General features: G+C 64.7%; 7 protein-coding genes, 1 tRNA gene and 1 pseudogene. 1 reads left to right on the forward strand and 8 read right to left on the reverse strand.

The genetic code is table 11. The annotated features are described in order from the left end of the window. Window positions 1–304: 304 nt before the first annotated feature. From AC1DYU_RS11550 to AC1DYU_RS11570, 5 genes are all read right to left on the reverse strand, one after another. Complete coding sequence (locus AC1DYU_RS11550) at window positions 305–3679, reverse strand: molybdopterin-dependent oxidoreductase (RefSeq protein WP_476791720.1); 3375 nt, start codon at window positions 3677–3679, stop codon at window positions 305–307. 109 nt (window positions 3680–3788) lie between these two features. Continuing rightward, the gene (locus tag AC1DYU_RS11555) at window positions 3789–4850 is read right to left on the reverse strand and encodes an ABC transporter ATP-binding protein (protein WP_476791721.1); all 1062 of its coding nucleotides are present in this window, start codon (window positions 4848–4850) and stop codon (window positions 3789–3791) included. A gap of 10 nt (window positions 4851–4860) precedes the next feature. Then, entirely contained in the window at window positions 4861–5685 is an 825-nt protein-coding gene (locus AC1DYU_RS11560) for an ABC transporter permease (protein ID WP_476791722.1), read from the reverse strand. 2 nt (window positions 5686–5687) lie between these two features. Further along, the gene (locus AC1DYU_RS11565; protein ID WP_476791723.1) at window positions 5688–6584 is read right to left on the reverse strand and encodes an ABC transporter permease; all 897 of its coding nucleotides are present in this window, start codon (window positions 6582–6584) and stop codon (window positions 5688–5690) included. Next, window positions 6581–7561, reverse strand: a complete 981-nt coding sequence (locus tag AC1DYU_RS11570) for an ABC transporter substrate-binding protein (protein ID WP_476791724.1) — start codon at window positions 7559–7561, stop codon at window positions 6581–6583. The genes AC1DYU_RS11565 and AC1DYU_RS11570 overlap by 4 nt, the downstream gene beginning before the upstream one ends. A gap of 95 nt (window positions 7562–7656) precedes the next feature. Here AC1DYU_RS11570 and AC1DYU_RS11575 point away from each other — a divergent pair, with 95 nt between their 5' ends. Next, window positions 7657–8532, forward strand: coding sequence for a response regulator transcription factor (locus AC1DYU_RS11575; protein ID WP_476791725.1), 876 nt, complete (start codon window positions 7657–7659; stop codon window positions 8530–8532). Here AC1DYU_RS11575 and AC1DYU_RS11580 read toward each other — a convergent pair. From AC1DYU_RS11580 to AC1DYU_RS11590, 3 genes and pseudogenes are all read right to left on the reverse strand, one after another. Continuing rightward, window positions 8490–10412, reverse strand: a complete 1923-nt coding sequence (locus AC1DYU_RS11580; RefSeq protein WP_476791726.1) for a response regulator — start codon at window positions 10410–10412, stop codon at window positions 8490–8492. The genes AC1DYU_RS11575 and AC1DYU_RS11580 overlap by 43 nt on opposite strands. A gap of 817 nt (window positions 10413–11229) precedes the next feature. Further along, window positions 11230–11776 (reverse strand): annotated as a pseudogene (locus tag AC1DYU_RS11585) (IS110 family RNA-guided transposase); the annotation flags it as partial. Window positions 11777–11847: 71 nt separating this feature from the next. Then, window positions 11848–11924, reverse strand: a tRNA-Met gene (locus AC1DYU_RS11590). Window positions 11925–12037: the final 113 nt, after the last annotated feature.

Here is a 12037-nt window from a genome sequence, read left to right on the forward strand (position 1 = left end):
AACGGGGCCGCTGCATCGTCAGCGGCAACGGCGTGAGATGCATCCCCGGTCCGGAGGAGTCTTGAAAGCCTCCGAGTGGCAGGACTGAAGCGCACCAACTCCAGACATTGGATGGTTGCCCACAAGCGGACGTTTGGCGCTGTCTGGTCTACCCCCTTTAAAGTGCCGCTGAAGCAGGCTTTTGAGCCTTGGAGGATGCCCGTGATGCTGCAGACGAAGCACAAACCTGAAGAGATCGTCGCTGAACTGAGACAGGTCGAGTGCTGTCGTCACAGGGGCGTCCGTCCGTAGAAGCGAGCCAAGCTCAGAACGCTATCGTGAGAGCGGAGAGCGGAACGGCTTGACAGGTCAGGCATTGACCGGGTTCGCCGTCGAAATCGACCATATGGGCGAAGCGCCCCTCGACGACGCGCACCGAGCAGCTTTCGCATTGGCCGACCCGGCACCCGCTCGGCAGTGCCAGACCGGCGGCCAGCGCGGCATCGAGGATAGGGCCGGCGGTGGGCGTCCAGAGGAAGGATTCCCCCGTTCCTGCGATCGTCACGGTCTGCGGCTCCAGCCGGGCGGGCATCTCCCCCGGCGAAGAAAAGGCCTCGGCGAAGATGTCGAACCGCGGTAGGCCCATATGCACCAGCGCAGCCGTCATCGCCTTGTTGAAGCCCGGCGAACCGCACAGATAGGCGAGCGGACGTTGCGAGACGATGTCTGCAACGACCTTCAGATCAAGCCGCCCTTCCTGGTCGAAGCGCCTCGCGAGCCGGTCCTCGTGACTTGGCTGCGAATAGGCCGTCACGCGATGAAGCGCCTCCAACTCGCGCGCGAGTTCGTCGAGGCGCCCGGCGAGGTGATGTTCGGCGCCGTTGCGGCAACCGTGCAGGAGGTGGATCTCGTGAGACGGCCCAGGCTTTGCTGCTGCCACCGCCTCAAGATAGCCCGCGAAAGGCGTGATGCCGATTCCGCCCGCGATCAGAATAACGGGCCGGGTGCTGGTGACGGGTAGCGTGAAGACCCCGGAGGGCGCCTCGATCAGCACCTCGTCGCCAACGCGCACACGCTGGAGAGCCTGTGAGAGCGATGCGCTATCGCCGCCAGACCGATCGTGGCGCACGGCAATCGAGAGTTTGCCCGGATGGCTCGCCGGGCCGGTCAGGGAATAGGCTCGCGCCAGCGGGTTGTCCGGCAGGCGGACGAGGACATGCTGGCCGGGCAAGAAATCGGGCAGGGCGCCATCGTCGCATGGCGCGAGCGACAGCGCGATGGCGTCGGTTCCTTCCTGCCGGGCTGAGGTAACCGTGAAATGACGCTGGCCGGTCCAGTGTCCCCGGTTCGCGGAGGCATGACGCCGGATGTCGCATCTGACGGCGCGCAACGGCACTGATCCGCTGACGGGATCGCGCTGCGCGTCTCCCAGGGCAGCGTTGATATTCGCCGTGTCAGAGCCGGTGATCGCACCGCCGCCGAGCCCCAGCGGCACGCAGGCTTCCCACCAGCCAAATTCCGCCACGACCGTCCGGTCGTCGAGCGATTTGTTGATGCGAACGCGCAAGGTCGCGCGGCCGATACGTGTCTCGATCACGGCCCAGTCTCCCTGGGACAGTCCGCGGGCCTGCGCGAGGCCGGGGCCGATCTCGACCGACGGATCGGGCGCCTTGCGACGCAGCGAGGCGACATGGCGATGCGAGCTATGCACGAACCAGCCGCTCTTCGCCGTGGTCAGCACCAGCGGCAGCCGGCCGGTTTCGGCAGGCCCGTCATCAGGCGCGACGAAATCGGGCAATGGGTCGTAGCCATGCTCGCGCATCAGCTCGGAATAGAGCTCGACGCGGCGGGTCGGTGTCGCGAAACCCTGCACCTCGCCATCGCGCAGATCGGCGAATTTGCGGTAGTGGAAAGATTGGGGGAAGCGCTTGCCATCGGGCAAGGCGCGCAATTCATCGACCGTGACGCCAAGCGGCGCGAGCTGGTGGTTCCAACCGGCGACGATATCTCCCTCGAAGACGCTGTCGGCCATCCCCATGCGGGTCGCCAGGGCCATGACGATCTCGTAATCGGCGCGGGACTGTGCGAAGCGCGGCAACATCTGGCGCCGGAACTGCACCGTCTCGACGGCTTCCTGCGTGATCTCGAAGCCGATGCGCAGCGCCTCGCGCTCCCACGGCATGCTCACCGGCAAGACGATGTCGGCGCATTCCGCCGTTGGGTTCATGAACATGTCGGCATGGACATGGAACTCCAGCGCCTGCAATGCCGCGAGGTTGCGGGCCGTGTCGGCCTGCGAGACGGCGAAATTCGTGCCGAAGCTCATCAAGGCACGCACACGATAAGGCTCACCCTGAAGCACGGCTCGGCTGAAGTCGCGCGCGGTGATCCAGCCGCGAGACGGTGGGCCGAGCGGGAGTTCGGCGAGGCCGAGCGCCTTCTCCTTCTGCCCTGGCGGCAGCAGCGACAGATCGTTGATCGTATTGGCCGGCGGCGGCACCGGCCAGATGTTGCCGCCTTCGCGGTCGCAGGAGCCGGTCAGCGCGAACAGCGTGGCGATCGCCCGCTCGGTCATGGTGGCATTGGTATGCTGGCCGACGCCGGTCCAGCTATAATAAGCGAGGCGAGGCGCGCCTTCGAGCAAGGCATAGAAGGTGGCGATCTCGGCCTCGGCGATCCAGGTCAGCTCCGCCACGCGGGAGGACGTGTAGCCGTGCGCCCGTTCCGCGAGCAGATGGAAGACGGTCATGGCGTCGATCACGCGGCCGTCGAGCGCCTGCAATGTCACTGCCGCGTCGAGCTGGACGCCCGCTTCCTCGGGAAACGTCTGTTTCGTATCGTAGCAGGCTGGCCTGCCAGCACTGTCGAGAACGGCGAAGCCCTCCGGCGCGTCCACGATGACCTCGGCTGCACGGATGAAGCGGCCCGTGGCGCGATCGACCAGAAGCGGCGCATTCGTCCAGTCCCGCACGAAATCGGCGTCATAGGTGCCGGTCTCGATCAGATGGCGGATGGCACCCATGGCAAGCGCGGCATCGGCGCCGGGCCGCATCCGCAGCCAAAGGTCAGCCTGCTGGCCGGAACCGTCCGGCTTGGGATCGATGACGACGACCTTCGCGCCTCGGCTTCGTGCCTCGGCGACCCGGCTCGCCTGCGCCAGCCAGGTGCGAGCCGGGTTATGGCCCCAAAGGACAATCACATCGGCGCGCTCATATTGCGGAATGCCGAGGCCGCGTCCGAATGTCAGCGCATGGGCGTAGTCCTTGTGCCAGCCGCAGACCTCGACCGCATAGATCAGGTTGGGGCTGCCGAAACAGCGGATGAAGTGCTCGACCCAATCATAGCTGTCGACTATCGGGGTGCCGCTAAAGGTCGTCATGGCGAAGGCGACGGCCTCCGCGCCCGATTCCGCGCGGATCGACAGCAAGCGCGCTGCGATTTCGTCGAGCGCTTCGTCCCAGCTGATCAGGGCCCATTGTGGCGCGCCTTCGCCCTTCTTGCCGATGCGGCGCAGTGGCGTGGTCAGGCGCAGCGGGCTGTGGACCATTTCGGGGGCTGCGCGCCCCTTGGCGCACAGGGCGCCGCCCGTCGGATGGCCAGGGCGAGGCTCGACTCCGATCATCCTGTCGTTCTCGACGAGAGTCACTGAGCCGCAGCGCGAGCGGCAAAGCGTGCAGTATCCTTCATGTCGCTCGGTCATCACGCGCCTCGAAGCGGTTTCGTCCCAGTGCGCGTCTTGCGTGCGCGTCCTCGTTCAGGCGCTGCGCTCGCCGCGCGCCCGTTATCCGAAATGCCGGTCTCTCAAAGCCTCAGAAGGCGCGTGTTGCCGCGGCCGACCACGCTGCGACCACACGATCCCCGGGTCGGGGGAGGTCGACCTGTGCGATGTCCTGGTTCTGCTTGTGGGCGATCAACCGCTGGCCGACATCGCTGCGGACGATGAATTCAGTCAGCGCCCCGCGATAGGAGACCTCCTCGACAGTCGCGGCCATCTGGTTGTCCGCGAGGATCTCACTTGCGGGCCGGTGCAGGCTGATCCGTTCGGGGCGGATCGCGATGGTCGAGGCGCTGGCGCGACGCGCATCAGCCGTGATTGCCAGTGTTTCGCCGTTGCTGGCGCGGAAGCGATCCGGCGCGGCCAGATCGCCCTCCATGAAATTCGCCAGGCCGATGAACTCGGCGACGAAGCGGCTCGCCGGCCGCTCATAGATGTCGTGAGGCGTGCCGATCTGCTCGACCTTGCCTGCCGACATCACCACGATCCTATCGGCCACGCTCATCGCCTCGTCCTGGTCATGCGTGACGAAGATGGTGGTGAGCCCGAGCTTCGACTGGAGACGCCGCAGATCGGTCCTGACCTCGTGTCTCAGCCTGGCATCCAGCGCGGAAAGCGGCTCGTCGAGGAGCAGGACTTCGGGCTGATAGACGATGGCGCGCGCCAGGGCGACGCGCTGCTGCTGGCCGCCGGAGAGCTGCTTGGGAAGCCTGCCCGCCAGATGATCGAGCTTGACGAGGGACAAGGCTTCGATGACGCGCCGCTCTTTCTCCTCACGGCCGACCTTGCGCATCTCCAGTCCGAAGGCGACGTTCTGGGCGACGGTCATATGCGGGAAGAGCGCGTAGCCTTGGAAGACGAGGCCGGCGTCGCGCAGATAGGGCGGCAGGACCGTCACATCGCGGTCACCGAAATAGATGCTGCCTTCGCTGGCGAAGGCGAGCCCCGCGATCATGCGCAGCGTCGTCGTCTTGCCACAGCCGGAGGGGCCGAGGAAAGCGACGAACTCGCCCTGCGCGATCTCGAGCGAGACCTTGTCTACCGTGGTCAGGCTGCCATATCGCTTGGTTACGTCGCGAAGTGTGATCTTTGACATCGACGTCTTCTCAGAATGCGCGCGTGAGCTTGAAATAGCGGTCCGTGACGACGAGCCCGGCCGCGATGAGTACGATCTGAACAGTGGCGACGGCCGCGATCGTGGGATCGATGCTCCATTCCAGGTAGTTCACGATGGCTATGGGCAGCGTGGTGGTGCCCGGCCCGACCAGGAACAATGACTTCTCCAGATCGACGAACGAGACCACGAAGGAGAACAGCCCACCCGCCACGACGCCTGGCCGGATGACCGGCCAGGTCACACGCCAGAAGGCCTTTAGCGGGCGAGCTCCCATGGTGAGCGCCGCCTCTTCGAGCTGGCGGTCGGCTCCCAGCAGCGAGGCCGTGACGAGCCTGACCGTCCAGGGCAAAGCGATGAGGCTGTGGGCGATCGCCAGGCCGGAAAAAGTCATCGCGATCTGGATGCCGGTCACGACCTCGATCTCGATCAGGAACATGTAGAAGGCCGCGCCCGCGACGATGCCCGGCACGATCAACGGCGCGAGCAGCAAGGCCTGGATCGCCTCCCGCCCGGGGAAGTCGCCCCGCGCCAGTACGACGGAGGCTGGAACGCCGACCAACAGGCTGACCAGCGTCGCCACGATGCCGAGTTGCAAGCTGGTGATGAAGCCGTCGCGAAACCGGTTCATCTCCCAGGCGGCCAGATACCAATCGAGCGTGTAGCCACTCGGCGGAAAGCCGATGATCTTGTTCTTGAAGAAGCTGACCCAGATCACCGCCCCGAGCGGCGCCAGAACCGTCACGAAGGCGATGGCCGAGCCGAGGATCATGGCGGGACGAAACGTGTCAAATCTTGCCGAGGTGGCGCGCAGCATCGTCACACCATCCCGTAGCGCTTGCGAAGCGTCACGCTCGACAGCACGGTCAGCGCAAAGGTGACGCCCATCAGGATGAAGGCGAGGCTCGCGGCGAAAGGCCAGTTGTAAACCTTGATCGCCTGCTCATAGACCTTCGGCGCCATCATCTGGAAGGACGGGCCTCCGATCAGGACGGGCGTTGCATAGGCGTTCACAGCCAGCACGAAGCAGAGCAGGCAACCGGAGAAGATGCCGGGCATCGCCAGCGGCAGCAGCACACGAAAGAACATCGACCAGGGTCGGGCGCCGAGGCTGAGCGCCGCCTCCTCGTAGATTTCGCCGATGCCCTCGAAGACGCTCTGCAGTGAGATGATCATGAAGGGCAGGAGCACGGCGATGAGGCCGATCACCACCGCGGTGCCCGTATAGAGAATGCGGACCGGCTCGACGATGATGCCGGTGTAAAGCAGCGCCGAATTGACGAGGCCGCGATCCGCGAGCAGCACCATCCAGCCGGCGGCGCGCACGGCATTGCCCATCAACAGTGGGACGATCGTCGCCAGGATCAGCGCCGTCTTCAGGCCCGGACTCGTCAGGCGCGTGAGGATGTAGGCCGCAGGGAGGCCCAGCAGCAGGCAGACCAATGTGCAGGAGGCGGCGACCGTCAGGGTGCGTGCGAGAATCCACAGATAGAACGGATCGCCGAAGAAACGCGTGTAGTTCTCCAGCGTCAGCCCTTCAGCGGCGAGCTGGCCCGGATCGAACACCGCCAGGCTCGTCCGGCCCATCAGGACGAGCGGCAGGACGAGACCGGCCAGAACCAGCGTCAGGCTGGGAAGGAGAAGCCAACCGGCGCTGGACCGGCGGGCCAGGCGAGGCGAGAGGCTCGGTGCGGGGGTGTCCAAGGCCAGGCTCAAGCCTTGAATTCCTTGTTCCACCATTCGACCCATTTCGGATCGCTCTTGGCCGCGTAGGGGTAGTCGACGAAGTTCAGCTTGGCGATCTGGTCGGGCGTGAATTCGAGGCGCTTGCGCACATCGGGGGCGAGCTCGGCATTGCCGGTCACCACCGAATAGGAGGTCGCCTCCGCGATCGCCCCCATGGGCTTGGGCTGCAGCATTGCGTCGAGATATTTATAGGCGCCGTCGACATTGCGGGCGCGCTTGGGAATGCCTGCCCCGAACGAGATGAAGACCGCGCCTTCCTTGGGGTAGGACCAGCGGATCGGCAGGCCTTCGGCGCCCCATTGCACAGCACGGGCGCTGTAGTTGGCCGAGATCCAGATCTCCTCATCCTTGAAGGCGGCGGCGAGAGCCTGGTGCGAGGGATAGAGCCGCGGTTGGACCGCCTTCTTCATCTCCAGCAGGGCCGGGAAAGCCTTGCTGACATCGCCCATCGAGCCGCCATGGGAGAGCGAGGCGGCATAGATGTAGTTGAAGTAGATCTGGTCCATCAGCCCGACACGGCCGGCATATTTCGGGTTCCACAGATCGGCGAAGCTCGTCGGAGGCTCAGGGATCTTGGCCGGATTGTAGAGGATCACCACGCCGCCATAGATGCAGGGCACGAGATAGGGCAGTCGCAATTTCTCGTTGATGTTGCCATGGCTCGGGATGCGCGAGACGTCGAGCGTCTCGAGCGCACCCTGCGCGTTCATTTCGTAGGCATCGGCGTCGCTGAGCCAGGTCACATCGACAGTGCCCCGCGGAAGTCGGCGCTCGGCGAGAAGTTTGGCCTTGCGTTCAGGCACCGGAGCGAGGTCATGGACGATGCGCAGCGGCGAGGAGCCGAAGGCTGGGGCTTCGAACCCTTTCACGATGCGTTCGTTCCAGTCGCCGCCCCAGTTCGAGACGACCAGATCCCCGCTCTGAGCCTGAGAGGGCGTGGGCAGCATCGTGCTCAGGGCGGCAGCCGTCCCGAGCCCAAGAAGGCGCCGACGATCGAGACTCTCCACCGCAAGATTATGATCCGACACGGTATTCCCCTTGATTGGGCTGTGGCCAGGCGGCCCGCCGTTCCTTCACCCACTGGGGTGTGAACCTTCAAGCTAACCGCGGCGGGCTTCACGAATGTGTTGTCATTGCTTCACGATTGTTTCAGCTTGGTAGGGCTCTAAACGGGAGGCGTTCGATCAAGAGACTGCTGCTCATCGAGGATGACGACACCTTCGGCATTCTTCTCGCCGCCTATTTCAGGACCGCCAGCTACCTCACCGAAAGAGTGGGCTCGGCGGAGGCCGGGTTGAGGCGGCTGGACCGCGAGAGCTGGGACGCCGTCATCATCGATCTCAATCTTCCCGACGAGGACGGCATCGTGCTGACGCGTATGGTGCGAGCGCGGTCGTCTATCCCGATCGTCGTGGTCACGGGGCGGCATGGCGCGGAAGACAGGCTGCTGGCGCTGGAAATCGGCGCTGATGATTTCATCACCAAGCCGTTCGAACCGCGCGAGCTCGTGCTGCGTCTCAACAACATCCTGCGCCGCGGCGAGCGGCAGGACAAAAATCCCGCCATGCGCCTGGCGTGCGCCGGCGGTGAACTCGATCTCGCGGGCCGCACACTTCTCAACGCTGCCGGCGACCGGGTCGATCTGAGTGCGCTCGAATTCTCGATGCTGACCGCGCTGGCGCGAAGCCCGGATCGCGTTCTGACGCGCGCCCAGATGATCGATGCCGTAACGAGCGGCGACGCGCCGGAATCCGAGCGCGCCATCGACATCAGGATCTCGCGGCTGCGCAGAAAGCTTGCCGAAGCCGGGCTCGATTCCGCCTTGCTGAAAACCGTGCGGGGCTATGGCTACAAGCTCGAAACCACGCCGCGGTTTCAGGTCAGAGGCGCCGGCCGTTCATCGAGACGGGACGCATAGTGCTCCATCTGCGCGATCGCGTCGGTGAGGCAGTCGACCAGAAGGCGGTTCTGGCGTTGCGATATGGCGCCGTCCCCGTCTGCGATCGGATGCAGAGTTCTGTCCGACAGCTCGTGAAAGCCGAAAAGGCCCGCGGCGGCATGCACCTTGTGCATCAGCTTTCCGAGATCGCCCTCATCGCCCGAGGGGTACGCCAGCGCTTCAGCTGCCTGCCGGAGGGTCGCCGTACCCGCGACGACGATTGCCTGAACAGTCTCCGGCCCGACATCTCCAACCATGCGGTCGAGGCGCGAGGTGTCGAAATCGCCGAGGCTGTCCGTTCGCTCGGAAAAGCGCAGGCGGTCCTTGGGCTGCAGCACGCTAACGCCCCGCGCGAAATCGCGTGTCGCTGTCAGCGTCTCCGCCAATTGCTCCAGGGCGACAGGCTTCTCGACGAAGCCCGTGAACCCCGCGGCAAAATAGGTCTCGATGTCGGCGGGCAGTACGTTCCCGGTCATGGCGATGATGGCTGGCCAGCTCTCGCGCGGCCGCGTATCGACGATCCACCCGGCCACATCGATGCCGGACATGTCCTGCATCGAGATGTCGAGAAGGACAGCGTCATAGGAACGCTGTTCCAAGGCGGCAATGCCCGCCCGCCCATCGAGCGCGGTCGTAACCTTGTGACCGAGCCTTTTCAGAAGCGCCTCGGCGACGATCAGATTGATCTGCTCGTCATCCACAACCAGGACATCAAGCGGCGGGCCGCCGGCGGCGATGATCCGGTCCGAACCGGCTGGAGCTTCCGGCTGGGGCCTCTCGCCCAGGCTGGCGAGGGGGATATCGACCCAGGCCCGCGTCCCGCGATGGCGGCCGGGGGCCAGTCCCAGACGCGCGCCGATGGCCTCCGCCAATTCCTCGCTGATCGCCAATCCCAGTCCAAGGCCTTCGATTCCCGAGGCGACGTGGTCCTTGTGCCTGCCATAGGGCGCGAAGGGGCGTCGCGAGCGGTCCTTGTCGATGCCGGAGCCGGAATCGGTGATCGTGACGCGCAGCACCGGGCTGTCGCTGGCATTGCGGCGGACGGCTGCCCGCAGTGAAATGGTCCCCGAAGCGGTGTATTTGAACGCGTTGCTCAGTAGATTGAAGAAGATCTGCCTCAGGCGTCGCGGATCCGACCAGATCGGCATCAATTCGTCGGGGCGGATGCGGGCATGGAAGGTCAGGCCCTTCTGCTTCGCCATGCTCCGCGCAAGACCCGCGATCTCCTGAAGCAGGGGTTGGCTCTCGACGATCTCGGATTGGATGGCGACGCGGCCGGATGTGATGCTCGCGATGTCTAGGATGTCGTTCAGGACATCGCGCATCGCACGGGACGCCCCGACCAGGTTCTGGATCATTGCCTGGTGCCGCTTCGGCATCGCCTCCTCGGCAAGGAGTTGCGCGATGCCGTAGATCACGTTCAGCGGGTTGCGCAATTCGTGCCCGACCTTGGTGATGAACTGGGTGCGCATCGCGATCTCCGCCTCGGCCCTGGCGCGGGCCGCCCTGAGATCACGCTCGCGCGCCTTGAGGACCGTGATGTCGGCGCGGATGCTGGTCGTGCCGCCGGAGGGGGTGCGCCTTTCGCTGACCTGGATCCAGCGTCCATCGGCGAGCTGCTGCTCGAAGAAGCCGATGCCGGTCCTGTGGAAGGAAATGCGCCGCTCGACCCAATTGTCCTCGTCATCGCTGATCTTGAAGACGCCCCGGCGCACGCTTTCGCGCACCAGATCGGGGAAGTAGAGCCCCGGTTTCATGAGGTCGGCGACTGCAGGGTAGAGGCGCTTGTACTGAGCATTGCAGATCAGCATCCGGTCTTCCGCGTCATAGAGCACGAAGGCTTCCGGGAGGGCTTCCATGCCCTCGAGCAAGGCGCGGCTCAACGCATCGGGCTGGCCTTTGCATGCGAGCTCATCGGGAAATACCGTACCCGCCACATCGAGCGGGCTGATCCACCGGCCAAACACTGCGGCACCATCGATCGCGAGGAAGGGAGGGCTCGCGGCGACATGGCCGACAAAGGCCGAGCTATCCCGGGCCGCGGACAGCGCAAGCTCGCTGAGCGTCGCAATCGTCCCATCATGGAGCCGGATCTGCGCATCGCCGTTGCGGAGCTGTGATGTATCCGCGATGGGCTCTTGGGATGCCGGAACAGTCCACGTGATCTCATTTGAGCGCCCGGACCAGTGCCAGAGCAATGCGTCACCTGAGACAGCTGTGTCGACCATGGGGCGCTATATGCCTGTTTCAAAGAAGGTTGGCACCGAGATTGGCCCACTTGGCGCCGTCGCAAAAGCACCTTTCAGCGACGATGAGCATCCGAGTTGGCAACCCGCAGGCCGAAACGAATACGGTTACCGCTTTATCTCTGCCGCATTTCTACGCCGTGCGGCTCAAAGACAAGGACGCGCCGATAGTGTTCTCTAACGGGTCAAGGTCTGGCTGCATGGTCCTGAGCGGAAAATGCCGTTGGGAGCCTGCGTTCTCCGCGTGCTCATCGGCACTTGATGGGGTCGGCTGGGTGCGGGGTGGCTTGGTTGAAACCGCAGTCGGCCGATCTGGTCGGCGGCATGCTACAGAATCGGCGCCATCATCTGCTCCCTCCCTCGGGCGTCGCTCCCGCTCGGGATCTCATTGCGGCCTCCTGTCTTGCCTTTGCGTAACTACTCGTGGATGTCAGGCTGGCCGGAACTCGGTGCCGTGGCGCAGCATGGCGTGCATGATGATGGCGAGGCGGCGGGCGAGTGCGATGCGCGCCTTGCGCATTGTCGATCGCCTCGCGATGGCGAGTGCCCAGTCCTTCAGTTTCAGCCCGCCCTTGCAACGGGTCAGCATGACGTTCGCAGCTTCGTAGAGCAGTGTTCGCACGCGCTTGTCACCGACCTTGGAGATACCGCCGACATAGTCGATCTCGCCGGATTGATAGGGCCGCGGTACGAGGCCGAGATAGGCTCCGAGATCCCCGTGAGCGCCGGAAGCGTGAAGGGTCATCGACCGCAGCGGCGAAGGCCAGCGCAGTGAGCTGACCCACTCCGGGGATGGTCATGAGCCGCTGGCAGGCGTCGGATACGCGCACGAGACGCTTCACATCGGCATCGATCGCAGAGACGGCTTCAAGCACGGCTGCCCTGGCAGCAACGAGGCGACGCATGGCGCCGGACAGGCCCGGGATACAGGCGCTCATCTGCACGACCTGGTCGACGAAGGCCGGGCTGACCTGGCGCGAATTCTGGCGTTCTTCCCTGCGGAACGTCAAAAACCCCGCCGCTGGTGCGACGGGGTTTTGGTGTGTTTTGGTTGCGGGGGCAGGATTTGAACCTACGACCTTCAGGTTATGAGCCTGACGAGCTACCGGGCTGCTCCACCCCGCGATAAGGCTTGCTGGACTTAGTCCTTTGGTTGGACTGGTCCTTAAACGGCAACGCGGCGCTGGGGCTTTCGCTCCAACGCCGCGCGCTGATTGTCATGTGATGAGGGCATATTC

The organism is Allobosea sp. P2_B12, from assembly GCF_056404835.1.

Bases quoted from the DNA above. Each gene is read 5' to 3' on its own strand.
- AC1DYU_RS11550 (WP_476791720.1), bottom strand. From the start codon at position 3,679: ATGACCGAGCGACATGAAGGATACTGCACGCTTTGCCGCTCGCGCTGC.
- AC1DYU_RS11555 (WP_476791721.1), bottom strand. From the start codon at position 4,850: ATGTCAAAGATCACACTTCGCGACGTAACCAAGCGATATGGCAGCCTG.
- AC1DYU_RS11560 (WP_476791722.1), bottom strand. From the start codon at position 5,685: ATGCTGCGCGCCACCTCGGCAAGATTTGACACGTTTCGTCCCGCCATG.
- AC1DYU_RS11570 (WP_476791724.1), bottom strand. From the start codon at position 7,561: ATGCTGCCCACGCCCTCTCAGGCTCAGAGCGGGGATCTGGTCGTCTCG.
- AC1DYU_RS11580 (WP_476791726.1), bottom strand. From the start codon at position 10,412: ATGGAAGCCCTCCCGGAAGCCTTCGTGCTCTATGACGCGGAAGACCGG.